The organism is Methylosarcina fibrata AML-C10, from assembly GCF_000372865.1.
Taxonomy (GTDB): domain Bacteria; phylum Pseudomonadota; class Gammaproteobacteria; order Methylococcales; family Methylomonadaceae; genus Methylosarcina; species Methylosarcina fibrata.
Map to the genome: position 1 here is coordinate 4,900,946 of NZ_KB889965.1, position 13,554 is coordinate 4,914,499.

Genomic DNA, 13,554 nt, shown 5'->3' on the forward strand with positions numbered 1-13,554 from the left:
ACTTTATTATACCGTATAAACCTCCGGAATACTTTTTCGAGATTCGCCGCTCCTTGAAGCCGCCTGTTTGCCCAGCATTTCTTCGGGGCTGAAATCGTCCACATCGATGGCGGCCCGCCGCGCTTGTCCGGCCAGGGCCATCAGGCCCGCTTCCTGATCGCTGATGAGGCCTTGAGCCACGGCTTCTTCGGCCATCGCCGACGGATCGCCTTTGGCCAGCCGCTTATCTTTTTGCGCCTGGCGAATTTTGGCTTCGACCGGAGCCGCCGCCAGCACGGCTTTAAAGGCGGCTTCAATCCGGCCGGTAGCGTCCTCCTTATCGAAACTGACATAGATTCCCTGCGTCAGGCGGTCCCGAACCTCCGAATCGTGTTGCAGCAGCGAGGCGGTTTGATGAATCAGGCGGTCGTTTGGAGGCGAGACCGGTTTTCCGAAAGGAAAAACCGCCAGCCGCAAAAGCCATGCGGCCGGCTGCAGCGGCAGTTTCCGGAGAATCTCCGAGAGCGCTTGCTGAGCCTGATGGAGCGTTTGCAGGCAGGCCCAATGCAGCAGCGGAATGTCTTCCTTGCGACCGCCCTGATTCTGGTAATGTTTGAGCACGCAGGAGCAGAGATAGAGGTTGCTCAAGGCGTCGGCAAATTGCCCGGAGATTCTTTCCTTTCGTTTTAACGAACCGCCCAGAGTCATCAAGGCAAAGTCGGCAAGAAGGGCGAAACTCGTGCTGAAGCGGGCAATCTGTTGGTAATACCGTTTGGTCAGCCGGTTGCCCGGCGTCCGGATAAAACGGGCGCCGGTCAGACCGAACAGAAAACCGGCCACCAGGTTGTGCATGAAAAAGCCGACGTGTTCGAGCAGGAGGCTGTCGAAAATGATCAAGGCCTGTTTCCGATTGGGCAGGTTCAGCGCCGCCATTTCTTTCTGCAGATAAGGATGGCAGCGAATCGCGCCCTGACCGAAGATCATCATCGAGCGGGTCAGAATATTGGCGCCTTCCACGGTAATGCTGACCGGGACGACCTGATACAGGCGGCCGAGATAATTCCGGGGGCCCATGCAGATGCCCGAGCCGCCCTGGATGTCCATGCCGTCGTTGATGATCTTGCGCATTCTTTCGGTCAATTCGTATTTGAGAATGGCGGAAATGACCGAAGGCTTTTCACCGTTGTCCAGGGCGGCGGTGGTGACCAGTCGCGCCGCGTCGAGAATGTAGGTTTCGCCGGCCATGCGCGCCAGCGGTTCTTCGATGCCCTCGAATTCACCGATCGGCACGTTGAACTGCTTGCGTATCCGCGCATAGGCGCCGGTATTGCGGCAGGTCAGTTTGGCGCCGCCGACGCTGAGCGCCGGCAGCGAAATGGCCCGTCCGGTGGCCAAACATTGCATCAGCATTTTCCAGCCGTTGCCGATCTGCTCGATGCCGCCGATGATCCAGTCCATCGGAATGAACACGTCCTTGCCCCAGTTTGGGCCGTTCTGGAAGGCCGAATTCAACGGAAAATGGCGCCGTCCGATCGATACGCCCGGCGTTCCGGTCGGTATCAGGGCCAGGGTAATGCCGAGGTTGTCTCTATCGCCGAGTAAATGCTCCGGATCGTAGAGCTTGAAGGCGAGTCCCAGCACCGTGGCGATGGGGCCTAACGTAATATAGCGCTTTTCCCAGTTGAGGCGGATGCCGAGCACCTGCTCGTTGCCGTCGAAGGTGCCGTAGCAGACGACGCCGGTGTCCGGCATCGCGCCCGCATCGCTGCCCGCCAGTGGGCCGGTCAGCGCGAATGCCGGAATTTCCTCGCCCGAAGCCAGGCGCGGAAGATAATGGTTTTTTTGCTGTTCGGTGCCGTAGACCAGCAGCAGTTTGGCCGGTCCCAGCGAATTGGGCACCATCACCGTCACGGCGGCGGTGGAACTGCGGCTGGAAATTTTCATGACGATTTCCGAATGCGCCGTTTCCGAAAACTCCAGGCCGCCGTATTGTTTGGGGATGATGATGCCGCAGAATTTCTGCTTTTTAATGTAATCCCAGACTTCTTCCGGTAGGTCCATGCGGTTGTGGGTGATGTCCCAGTCGTTCAGCATCGCGCACAAGGTTTCCACCGGACCGTCGATAAACGCCTGTTCTTCCCTGGACAGCGTGGCGGTAGGCAAGTCCATCAGCCTCTTCCAGTCCGGGTTACCGGAGAAAAGCTCGGCATCCCACCAGGTCGTGCCGGCTTCCAGTGCTTCCCGCTCGGTTTGCGACATCGACGGCAGGGCTTTTTTCATGATCTGAAACAGCGGTCCGGTGATCAGACGCTGCCGGACGAAAGAAAGATTGAGAGGCAAAAAAATCAGCAAAAAAACCGTTGCCAGACCGATGCCGAGCGGAGTCGGACCGGTGAAGAGAAAATAAACCGTCAATAACGAGGCCAAAACGGCAGTGGACCAGAGCAGCGGAATTCGATAGTAGTACAGACCCGTCAACAGGACCAGTAGGGCGGCTATCCACAGCATGATTGTTCTCCAGGTTGGGTAAAGCTTTAAATTGCACTCAAGACCGGCATTGCAAGCGATCGGTTCTCGAATCCGTGCGGTGGATGCGCTTTGCTTATCCACCCTACCGTACATTTTTTCTTAACTTAACGGCATTAGGCGCGAACGGGATTAATTCCTCAACGGCTTGCCGGTTTTGAGTTTCGTAGGCCGGATAAGCGAAGCGCATCCGGCGGTCGTGCGGTGGATGCGCTTTGCTTATCCACCCTACCGTGTATTTTTTCTAAACTTAACGGCTATTGGGCGCGGACGAGGTTAATTCCTCAACGGCTTGCCGGTTTTCAGCATGTGTTCGAGTCTGGCCAGGGTTCCCGGTTGTTTTACCAGGGCGACAAATGCCTCGCATTCCAGCGCCAGCAGGTCGTCTTCCGATAACGGTGTCGTGATGTCGGTGTTGCCGCCGCTCAGCACCGTGGCCAGTTTATCGCCGATTTCGACGTCGTATTCGGTCGCCTTGCCCAGCAGGCGATACGCTTTGACGCCCATCGACAGCAGAATTTTGACGGTTTTGCCGGGTAACGGGAAGACCGGAGGCGAGGGCGGCGTATAATTTTCCGCCAATGAGATTGCCCTGGCCTTGGCATCGAACAGGAGGCGGTCCTTGTTCATCGTGATGCCGTCGTTCCTGCTTAAAAAGAGCAGTTCTTTCGCATCCGCCGCCGATTTCGATACCGTCGCCATGCTGATGGTCTGAAACGCTTTGACCACGGGCGGAATGGGACCTCCCGGCCGTTTCGGAAAAGCCAGCCAGCGGCGAAGATATTCCTTGCAGCCGCCCCAGCCCGGGATCAGACCGACGCCGACTTCGACCAGGCCTGTATACAGCTCGGCGTGCGCCTGGATTGCATCGCAATGCAGCAGAATTTCGCAGCCGCCTCCCAGGGCCAGTCCGGAAGGTGCGGCCACGACCGGGAAGGACGCGTATTTCAAGGCTTTGTAGGTTTGCTGACCTTCCTGGATCAACTGCTCGACGGCATGCCAGTCGCTGCGGTGGATGGCTTCCATCAACAAACCCAGGTTGGCGCCGGCCGAGAAATGTTCGGCGTCGTTATGGATGACCAGCGCTTTGTAACTCTCGGAAACTTTATCGACGCTTTGCCGGATCAGCTTCATCGACTCCATGTCGAGCGTATTCAATTTGCTGTGGAATTCCAGGCAGGCCACGCCGTCGCCGATGTCCCACAGGCTCGCAGACCGGTTTTCCAGAAGCGAGGGACCCTGCCGTTTGATGTCAGCCAAAAGGAGCCTGCCTTCGACGCTGGGTACGGAGCGGTACGCGCCGGTCAGGTCAAGATAATGCAGTTGGCCGGATTCGGCTTTATATAAGGGCTGCTTCATCGCCAACAGCGGCGGCACCGGGAGATGGTCTTCGTGAAGTGCCCCGGCAAACCAGCCGACACCGATTTGATCGATCAACTGGAACGGCCCCAGTTTCCAGTTGAAACCGTCGCGCATCGCCGCGTCGATGGCCGTGATGTCGTCGGAGATTTCCGGCACCAGGCCGGCGGCATACGCCAGCGTTTTCGCCATGACCCGCCGGGCATAAAGGGCGGCCGGATCGGGAGAGGACAACAGGGACTGAGCACCTTTTTTTTGGGCTTCCTGAAGCAGACTCAGATCGGGTTTTTCGCTGACCCGGTAATCGCCGGTCGCCAAATTAACGGCTTCCTTGACCCGTTTGCCGCCGGCTTCATTCAGACGGTAAAAGCCGCCTTTGCCTTTTCTGCCGGTGTGACCGCTTTCGATCATGTTCCGGACCACTTCGGGAAGCCGGCCGACTTGATGAAACGCGTCGGTTTTCGGAAGCGCTTGCTCCATGCTTTTCAGAATGTGCGGCACAAGATCGAGCCCGACCAGATCCAGCAGGCCGAAGATCCCGGTTTTGGGGATGCCGAAAGGCGCCGAGATGGCCGCATCCGCGACCTCAACGCTGACGTTCAGCTCGATCGCTTCGTGCAGGCCGCACAGCAGCCAGTAAATGCCGATGCGGTTGCCGATGAATCCCGGCGTGTCCTTGCAGGCGATGCAATTCTTGCCGAGACGGACGTCGGCAAACCGGGTAACGGCTGCCGTCAGCTCGGGCCGGGTTTCCGGTCCCGATACCAGTTCCAGGAGCCGCATGTAGCGGGGCGGATTGAAAAAATGGGTAATCATGAAACGCTGCCGGAAGCTGTCGGGCATGTCCTGCGTCAACAGGCTCAAGGGCAGGGTGGAAGTATTGGAGGAAATCAGACAGTCTTTGGTGCAGACCGTCTCCAGTTTACGATACAGCGATTGTTTTACCTGAGGCTGTTCGACCACGGCTTCGATGACCCAATCGACGTCCGCCAGTAAGCCCGGATCGTCTTCGATGTTGCCCGGCGTGATCAGCCGGATGTTGCCCGGATGCATCAGGGGCGGAGGGTCGGCCTTGAGCAGTTTCTCGACGGCGGTTTTGGCGATGATGCTGCGATCGCTGGCATTTTCGGGGACGATATCCAGCAAAACGACCGGAATACCGGCATTGCTGATATGAGCGGCGATGCTCGCCCCCATGACACCGGCGCCGATTACGGCGACTTTCTCGATGTTCATCAGATGGCCTCCAGAATGGTCGCAATGCCTTGGCCTCCGCCGATGCACATGGTAGCCAGAGCATAGCGTTTATGTTCCCTGTGCAGGAGGCTCGCCGCCTTGCCGGTAATGCGGGCGCCGCTTGCGCCCAGGGGATGGCCCAAAGCGATGGCGCCGCCGTCCAGGTTGAGCTTGCCCAACGGAATCGGCATGGCTTTCAGCACCGCGAGCGACTGTGCGGCGAAGGCTTCGTTCAATTCGACGATGTCGATATCGTCCAGCGCCAGTCCGGCGCGCTGCAGCGCTTTCTGCGTCGCACCGACAGGGCCTATGCCCATGATTTCCGGAGCGCAGCCCGATACCGCCGTGGCTTTGATGCGTGCCAGCTTAGGGAGATGATGCGAATCGGCGTACTCTTCGCTGCAAACCAGAACGGCGGCGGCGCCGTCGGTTAACGGCGATGAGGTGCCAGCGGTAACCGTCCCGCTTATCTGAAAAGCCGGCGTCAGCTTGGCCAGGTCGGCGGCTGTGGAATCGGGGCGCAAGCAGCCGTCCGTATCAACGGTCTCGTTTGAGGCCGTGGTAATCGGAATGATTTCATCGGAAAAGCGTCCCTGCTGTTGAGCTTCATAGGCCTTTCGCTGACTTGCCAGCGCGAAGGTCTCCTGTTCGGGACGCTCTATATGGTATTGTCTGGCCAGATTTTCCGCGGTGTCGCCCATGCCGATATAGGCTTGAGGAAAACTTTCGTAAAGCGCCGGATTGGGCATATAATTGAAGCCGCCCATGGGAATCCGCGACATGGATTCAACGCCGGCGCAAATGAAGACATGGCCGGCATTCATTTGAATGGCGCCGGCCGCAATATGAATCGCTTGCATCGATGAGCCGCACAAGCGGTTAACCGTCACGCCGGCAACGGAAATGGGCAGCCCTGCCAAAGGAACGAGCAGCCGGGCCATATTCATTCCTTGTTCGCCTTCGGGAAAGCCGCAGCCCAGGATCAGATCTTCGATGTCGATGGGATTGACCCCTGTTTTGCCGATCAGACCTTTGACAACCTGAGCGGCCAGATCGTCCGGTCTGACTTTATTCAACCGGCCTTTCGCGGCGGGCGTGAAGGGGGATCGGCAATACCCTGCGATAACTACGTTTTTCATCTGCCTTACTCCTGTCAATAGTCATATTAACGGCTACTCGCTGAAATTATTTTTATTGTTGAATTGGATATTCCTGAGCTAAAGGAGTTCCCCTGCGGCAGACCAATAATTCAGGAGGAGTCGGAAGTTATAAGCTCCGGTTCGCGAACGCATTTTGCGATAAATTCGTCATTAATGCTCCAGGTTCCGCCGATGTTTTCCATTAAAATGCCGTGCCGGCTGGAATGGACTATCCTGAGTTCTTTTTCTTGAGTTCCCAGTTTGTTCATAACCTCGGAGGCGCTTTTGACGGAGACGATCGGGTCTTCATCTCCATGTATGATCAGGACCGGAATAGCGATTTTGGGTAAAACTTCGTCCATATGCTGAATCAACAGCCTTAATTCGTACAGGGCCCTGACCGGGACATGCCGGTAATTGATGGTCGGATGTTCCGAAACGTTGGCCATGAAAGGCTTGATGCCCTCGAAAGAGGAAACCCAATCCACCAGTTTGTTGGTGCCGTGCAGTAATGGGACCAGCATGAACGAGGAGTTGATGAATTTTAAAGGAACGGCCGCCGCGCTGACGCCGATAACTTCCGGAAAGTTTTCCGAAGCCAGCTTGAGCGCCAGCGCTCCTCCGGTAGAGAATCCGGTCAAAATGATGCGGCTGCAATGCGCCTTGAGTATTCTATAGCCTTTTTTTACCGACAAGTACCAGTCTTCCCACGATTGGTCTCGCAGGGCGTAGGGTGAGGAGCCGTGGCCTTTGAGCCGGACCCCAAGTACGGTGTACCCTTGTTGGACCAGACTTTCACCGTAGCCTCTTAACTCGGCCGGACTGGCCAGAAGCCCGTGTATCAGTAAAACGCCGATTCCCCTGTCCTCCTTGGGCTGCAGGAAAAAAGGCGAAGGATTGGCGGAAGCCGTTTCATGTTCATTGATATCGGCGAATTTCGATCGCGTAAAAGTCTGAATTTCCCAGTTTAAATCGAGATGCTCGTCTTCAAGATGCCAGGCGGCCAGTTTTTGCTTGTCGAGTTTTTCATACTCGTGAAGCGCTTGAACAACGGTTGCATGGACAGGCTTGATCGGTTCGGCTTCATTGTCGTAAACGGCAATCAGGTTCTCCAGCCGGATTTCGTCAAAATCATGCTCCTGCAGCAGCTTCGGCAGAAAATAGTAGTAATCGCCTTCCTCCTTGATCAAGCCGGAGGTTTTCGCCATCGTGATAAATTGTTCGAAGCGCTTGCTGGTTCCTTCGCTTAAATCCGAGTATTCGTTGGGATTGAGCAGGCTTCGGTGCAGATTGATTTTGGCATTGTTCTGCAAATGTTTTACCGCTATATACAGGACGGTATAAAAACGCTGGCGTACGATTTGCGGCTGGCCGTTTTCTATACTGTGCATGATCAGCGTGGAAGCCAGATGGCTTAAATTGATCGTCACGTTCGTATAGATGTGCTCCATGTACTGGTTGCGCGTTTCGTTGGCGCTTTGTTTCAGATTGGCCCTCAACAGTCTCTGCTTCCAGTTTTTCGGAGCGATCTGTAAAGAAAAAACATCGTCCAGCGTTTTCAGTTCGGGCAACACTTCGGGGATGAGGTAGCGGGTCTGCCAGTTCCAGGTCTTGCTGGGGTCGATGGGCATTCCCATCCGGATATCCATGTCGGTGTTTTTAAAGATGATATTGCCTTCGACCAGAAGTTCTTCGGTCTGACGCCTGCTTAGACCGTTGGAAAACAGTTCGACCCCGGTCAGCAGCAGATTTTCCGAGGACCGGATCGGGTAAAAGGTAATATTCGAAGGGATGATCAAAGTGGGTTTCAGCGCCGAAGTCAAAATGTAATCGAGACTGTCGAGTTGCAGTTCTTCTTTCCAGCGTAACAGCTGATCGTAGTTTTTCTGGTTATAGGCTCTACGAATCACCGCCTTGAAAATTTCGATCCCCTGAGCCAGGACCGCAGCTCCGGTATGATGCTTGCGCCTTTCGCCGGCGAGCCGCGAATAGATGCTGTAATGGCCTTTGCTGTCCATGACGCGGTGATCCTTGACCATGCCGCCTTCGGGAAAGATGATGATTTTGCGTCCGCGCAACACTTGCTGGGCAAGCAAGGAAAAAAGCCGGGGATGATTGTGCGGAAATACGCCGACATTGCTTAAAAAGCTGGAAAGAACGTTGTCTTCCTTGAAGAATTCGCCCGAGGCGATGGCGCAGCAGTAGGCGCCGCTCTGTTCAAAAATTAAAAACTGAGGAATAAAAGTTTCGAAGCGGGAAAAGTGATTGAATAAAAAAATATCTCCTTGCTGCACCTGGGTGTCGGCATGAAGCTTCATTTTGACGCCCAGCAGTTTGCGTACCGAACCGAACACTTTTACCGAGCGGTTATAGAGCCCCGTGTCTATATCGTTCCAGTTTTCAGGGTAGTCGGTTCTATACTGCATAATGACTTAGGTTTATTCGGGGGCCGACAGTTCCAGAAGGTGCCTCGAATTATTGATAACGGGGGCAGGGGCGTTATTGGGGTTTTGGTCGCCCAGCTCGTAGCCGCCCTGCGTGACGGGGATGCCGCCCTCGACTACCCTGGTTTGCGGCCCGGCGGCGGAAGATTCGCCGGTGCCGTCTTCTTCCAGGGACAGCTCGTCGACGTCCTCTTCCGGAGGATCGCCGTCATAAACTAGGTATTGGCGCTGTTGCATATAGGCGTTTTTGATGAATTCGTATCGGTCGACCGCAGCTTCGTCGAGTACTTTTTCCGAAGACAGAACGTCGGAGCGGGTATCGGTGACTTCCAGAACTTTGGATCCGGCGGTGGCGGCATTGACGGCGGCTCCGCCGAATACCGAAACATAGGTCAGAGGATTCAGCAGGGCATCGCCCACCAGTCCGACGGTATCCCGAGGCGAACTGGGCCCGAAGAACGGCAGGACCAGATAAGTGCCGGACGGTACCCCCCAGAAGCCCAGAGTCTGCCCGAAATCCTCGTTGTGTTTGGGCAAGTTGATTTTCTTGGCTACGTCGAAAAAGCCGCCTACGCCGACGGTGGTATTGACCAGAAAGCGGCTCAGATCCATGCCGCCCTGCAGCAGCTTTAACTGCAACAGGTCGTTTACGGTGACGCCGATGTCGTTAATATTGCTGAAAAAATTTGTTATGCTCTCATTCACCGGCTTGGGCGTTATTTTTTGATAGCCCTGGGCTAACGGTTTGACCACGTTCTTGTCCAGTTTGTCGTTGAAAGCGTACGTGCCGCGGTTCCAGTCTTCCAGGGAGTCCGTCTCCCCGATGGCTTCCGGCGGCGTGGTACTGGCGCAGCCCATCAAGGCGGAAAGGGCAAATACATTACTCAGGAGAAGCGTTCGGATAGTGGTAGTCTGCTGAATCATATCGGGATGTCTGGAATGAAAATGGATACTGAAGAAATTCAGTTATCTTAACACCCTCCGGCTTGCATGTAACCGGTCACTTGCGTTTATTCAACCCAATCGTTTGTTAAAAATCATCGACTTTATCGATTGGAATCACTTAATTGGTACTTTATAACCGGGAAAAAGGCCAGATTGTAAGCGGGGTACTTAAAGATCGGGTCGATTTATACGGGGTTCACTTTGATTATAGAACCATTAATTTTTTATGAAGTTATTTTTAATTTTCGGTTCGTGGCCGCATTCAAAGCCGATTTCACTCAGAGAGACCGGAAATCGACCGGATTTCGGTTCGATGATTCTGCCGGAATTATGCCGTTGGGTTGGATGTGATTCCGTCCGGCCGTTATGCCGGGGAGGGATGGTGGGGCTTGACAAGGATGGAAAAAATCGAAGATGCAATCGCCGGAGAATGTCGGCACATTGCTGCAGCGCCGGGAGTTACCTATCGGAATAGTTTCATATCCCGTAAGGGTGAATGGATTTGCCTCTACATACAGACAGTGCACTTGAACCGAGCGTGCATTAGCCGTTCGGGCGGGCATAAAAAAGCCTGTGAAACAGGTTTCACAGGCTTGAGTGGAGATAGACCGTTTTAACCTAAAGCGGATGCATATTTTTTGTCCACATTGGGAATATGATTGTTCAGCCAGTTTTTGACCATCTGACCGACTTCGTCGGTCACCTCGGCTTGGCCGGCATGAAATTTCTTTTGCAGATCCGCACAGACTGTAACTAAAGCGTCATGTTCTTTTTTATGCGCATCCAGCCCGGAATAGCCGGCCGCCGCCATTTCTTTTTCCTCATGCGCAAAATGCTCTACCACATAAGCAATCAGATCATCCAACTGAGCGCCCACGGTCGATCTTTCGGCCCCGCCGGTCGCCAAGTCATACAGTTTGTTCAATTTACCGAATAGGATTTTGTGCTCTTCATCGGCAAAACCGACGTTGGTGCCGAATTGTTCTGCTGTCCAGGTAATTAAAGCCATATTGACCTCCTCGTTGTTGTTATAAAAACCGCAGGCGCATTATGGTTTATTTGAGTCGATAAAACAATATTTTTTTTATGGTTATTGCAAATGAATCCGTATTTCTGCTTATTACCTTACAGGCTTTATTTTTTCCGGAACCGATTCCGTCGTTTTTGCAGAAGGCTCTCTTCCAGCTTATGGAAATAGGCATGGATTCCGTAAAGAACCGTGGCTGCCAGCGGCAGCGCAAAATACCAGTGAGCTTTGGCGATGGCCAGGAGGCTCAGAATTTCCGCGCCGAAAAAATACGCAGGCGTGATCGTGAGTGCCGCCCAGACCCAAGCGCTCAGAAGGTTGATCAGGGCAAACCGCTTGGCCGAATATTTGGTGAGTCCGATCGATATCGGAATGACCGTCCTCAGACCGTACAGATAACGCTGTATGAAAATGATCGGCCAGCCGTACTTTTTGAGCAGCAAATGGGCGATCGCAAATTTACGCCGCTGCCTGTGCAGCTTGCGCTGAATAAAGGCTTTATTGAAGCGGCCGATATAAAAATAAATCTGGTCTCCGGTAAAACCGCCGAGCCCTGCGACAAAAATCGACAGCAGGCAATTCATGTCGCCGGTATGGGACAGCACGCCGGCCATGATCAGGCCGCTTTCACCTTCCAATATCGACCATGCGAACAGGATGACGTAACCGTATTCCTTAAGCCACTGTAAAAATAACTCGTCCATCAAATTTGGTTTTCAATGAGATACTACTCTTATTAACCGCGGTTAAATCCGTCCGCGGTATCGGGTTACGGGAGCCGATCCTATGCTGCGAGGTATCGGAGCAAACTGGATTCGAGACTATAGGATAACAGGGAGCTTAAAGCAACCCAAAGGCACTGTCTTTTAATTGGCGGATTGCTTTTTTGTTAGGGCACTTTGGGGTGGGTACGCACCGCGTACCTTTACAGGCTTTATTCGCCGGTATTCCGAATATCGTCAAGATGAATGCGATCTTCAATTCCCGATCCCCAATGCATCGCATAAACGCCTTGCTTGACCCAATGATGAAATGAAGAATAGGGCCAATCCGACACGTTGTTCACCAGTCCGTGTTTGACCGGATTGAAATGCAGATAGTCGAAGTGGTTTTGATAGTCGCGCTCGTCCCGTAGCGCATGTTCCCAGAATCGTCTTTGCCAGATGCCGCGCCGCCGGTAACGCAGTTGCGATTCGGTGACCGGTTGTTCAGACCCGCCTGAAGCAAGCCAGTTTTGGGTGAAGCGTTTTTTAATGATGCCCCAGCGTTTGGAGTAATCGCCGTCATCCTGCGGCATCGTCCAGATGGCGTGAACATGATCGGGCAACATCACCAACGCATCGACACGAAAAGGAAGATATTGACGGCAATGCCGGATTGCCTCGCGCAAACAATCCCTCGCCTGGTCGTTCGCCAGAATACCCGCCCGCCGTTCCGTTACTACGGTAAAGAAAAACGATCCACCCGGAACGTAACAGCGGCGATAATCAGCCAAGACAGGCTCCGAGAATGCAATTCATTTCAAAATCCGCCGGTAGGGTACGCATTGCGTACCTTTTCCAAGACGTTCCGTTGAGTCAGACATCAAAAAGGTACGCGGTGCGTACCCTACCGGGCTTCGCTCGGAGTGGTTGGCGTCGGTGACCGGCAATTCCCTGAATCCCAGCTTTTGATACAGATTGCGCATGCTGATCATCGAACGGTCGGTGCGCCCCAGACGGTAAGAAAATCCCTGCCGGCGCAGCTCGTCGAGCAAGGCCAGCGAAAGCCGCTCGGCGATGCCTCGGCGCCTGAAGCCGGACCTGACCGCCAGCCCGCTTACGTAAAATACCCGCCGCCCGTTCTCGCAGAGATAATCCAGCGCCGCCGTGCCGGATATGTCTTTTAACGTCTGCTGATGCCCGTTGCCTTCGCCTGCGGCCAGTTCCTTGCCCAGCACATAGCCGACGATCCGGCCGGCGTCCTGCTCTTTGGCTGCGTACAGCAGCGCGCCCTGCCGCATCAGCTCGACGCCCAGACCGAAATGGATTCGCGACGCCGAAAAATGCTCGTGCCACGGCGGCTCCCGAAACGCTTCGACGATCAGTTCGGCCAGTTGTTCGATCGCCGTGCCGGATTCGTCGGCTCGAAGGTCGGCCAGAGTCAGGCGGGTAATTTCGATGGGGTTGTTGTTTAAGGACATATTGGGTTACCTTCAGAATACAACTATTTGCCGCTGATAGTAAGGCAATGATTCCGGTTCAGAATAATATCTGGATCGGCATATCTTCCAATTTAGAACGATATGCCGTTAGCAACTGACTAACGTTACAAATTTGTTGCAAATAAGATGTAGAGTCAGGAAGATATACAGAAACTGTATAATTATTTGTTGAACTAAACCGCTGCGCGGTGCCTTGGCACAGCTCTAAATTTCCCTTTCGTAACAATAAGTCGCACACTCCTGATTGACCGCTGTTGGTCAGTCTTTAGAGGAGAAATGTGATGACTCCGTTACGTCAAAAAATGATCGATGCCATGCTGGTACGCGGCATGGCTCTGAGAACCCAGCGCAGTTATCTGATGGCTGTCGCCGAGTTGGCGAAGTATTATCATCGTTCGCCGGCTCAACTGTCGGGGGAAGAACTGCAAGGGTTCTTCCTCGCACTGGTCAAAGAACGCCACCTCTCGCCGGCCACTTGCCGCTTGTATCTGAATGCGCTCCGTTTTTTCTATCTGCACGTCCTCGGCCAGGACAGCTTTGGCGTCAAGCTGCAGGTGCCTAAACAAGAACAACGCATTCCGGAACTGCTGATGCGCAGTGAAGTCAGCCGCATCCTGGCGGCCCACGGCAACCTCAAACACCGCATGTTACTGTCGACCTGTTACGGTTGCGGACTTCGTGTCAGTGAATTGGTGT

At 54.2% G+C, this 13,554-nt stretch carries 10 protein-coding genes; 1 reads left to right on the plus strand and 9 read right to left on the minus strand.

Annotation, left to right across the window (positions count from 1 at the left end):
- Nucleotides 1-6: 6 nt before the first annotated feature.
- From A3OW_RS0123280 to A3OW_RS26710, 9 genes are all read right to left on the minus strand, one after another.
- Nucleotides 7-2,487 (minus strand): acyl-CoA dehydrogenase, encoded by a 2,481-nt coding sequence (locus A3OW_RS0123280; RefSeq protein WP_020565868.1) that lies wholly within the window; start codon nt 2,485-2,487, stop codon nt 7-9.
- Between the two features lie 294 nt (nt 2,488-2,781).
- Nucleotides 2,782-5,100, minus strand: a complete 2,319-nt coding sequence (locus tag A3OW_RS0123285; protein WP_020565869.1) for a 3-hydroxyacyl-CoA dehydrogenase/enoyl-CoA hydratase family protein — start codon at nt 5,098-5,100, stop codon at nt 2,782-2,784.
- Entirely contained in the window at nt 5,100-6,239 is a 1,140-nt protein-coding gene (locus A3OW_RS0123290; RefSeq protein ID WP_020565870.1) for a thiolase family protein, read from the minus strand. The genes A3OW_RS0123285 and A3OW_RS0123290 overlap by 1 nt, the downstream gene beginning before the upstream one ends.
- Nucleotides 6,240-6,349: 110 nt before the next feature.
- The gene (locus A3OW_RS0123295) at nt 6,350-8,665 is read right to left on the minus strand and encodes an alpha/beta fold hydrolase (RefSeq protein WP_020565871.1); all 2,316 of its coding nucleotides are present in this window, start codon (nt 8,663-8,665) and stop codon (nt 6,350-6,352) included.
- A 12-nt stretch (nt 8,666-8,677) separates the two neighbouring features.
- The gene (locus A3OW_RS0123300; RefSeq protein WP_020565872.1) at nt 8,678-9,607 is read right to left on the minus strand and encodes an MlaA family lipoprotein; all 930 of its coding nucleotides are present in this window, start codon (nt 9,605-9,607) and stop codon (nt 8,678-8,680) included.
- Between the two features lie 634 nt (nt 9,608-10,241).
- A complete protein-coding gene (locus A3OW_RS0123310) occupies nt 10,242-10,637 on the minus strand; it encodes a bacteriohemerythrin (RefSeq protein WP_020565874.1) in 396 nt (131 codons plus the stop codon).
- Nucleotides 10,638-10,762: 125 nt separating this feature from the next.
- Nucleotides 10,763-11,359 (minus strand): DedA family protein, encoded by a 597-nt coding sequence (locus A3OW_RS0123315; protein ID WP_020565875.1) that lies wholly within the window; start codon nt 11,357-11,359, stop codon nt 10,763-10,765.
- Between the two features lie 230 nt (nt 11,360-11,589).
- Complete coding sequence (locus A3OW_RS0123320) at nt 11,590-12,150, minus strand: REP-associated tyrosine transposase (RefSeq protein WP_020565876.1); 561 nt, start codon at nt 12,148-12,150, stop codon at nt 11,590-11,592.
- A gap of 21 nt (nt 12,151-12,171) precedes the next feature.
- Nucleotides 12,172-12,837, minus strand: coding sequence for a GNAT family N-acetyltransferase (locus A3OW_RS26710; RefSeq protein WP_020565877.1), 666 nt, complete (start codon nt 12,835-12,837; stop codon nt 12,172-12,174).
- A gap of 302 nt (nt 12,838-13,139) precedes the next feature.
- Here A3OW_RS26710 and A3OW_RS0123330 point away from each other — a divergent pair.
- Nucleotides 13,140-13,554, plus strand: a 415-nt coding sequence (locus A3OW_RS0123330; protein WP_020565878.1) for a site-specific integrase, incomplete at its 3' end; no start/stop codon positions are given.

Coding starts and splice junctions, on each gene's coding strand:
- A3OW_RS0123280 (WP_020565868.1), bottom strand. CDS start 2,487: ATGCTGTGGATAGCCGCCCTACTGGTCCTGTTGACGGGTCTGTACTAC.
- A3OW_RS0123285 (WP_020565869.1), bottom strand. CDS start 5,100: ATGAACATCGAGAAAGTCGCCGTAATCGGCGCCGGTGTCATGGGGGCG.
- A3OW_RS0123290 (WP_020565870.1), bottom strand. CDS start 6,239: ATGAAAAACGTAGTTATCGCAGGGTATTGCCGATCCCCCTTCACGCCC.
- A3OW_RS0123295 (WP_020565871.1), bottom strand. CDS start 8,665: ATGCAGTATAGAACCGACTACCCTGAAAACTGGAACGATATAGACACG.
- A3OW_RS0123300 (WP_020565872.1), bottom strand. CDS start 9,607: ATGATTCAGCAGACTACCACTATCCGAACGCTTCTCCTGAGTAATGTA.
- A3OW_RS0123310 (WP_020565874.1), bottom strand. CDS start 10,637: ATGGCTTTAATTACCTGGACAGCAGAACAATTCGGCACCAACGTCGGT.
- A3OW_RS0123315 (WP_020565875.1), bottom strand. CDS start 11,359: ATGGACGAGTTATTTTTACAGTGGCTTAAGGAATACGGTTACGTCATC.
- A3OW_RS26710 (WP_020565877.1), bottom strand. CDS start 12,837: ATGTCCTTAAACAACAACCCCATCGAAATTACCCGCCTGACTCTGGCC.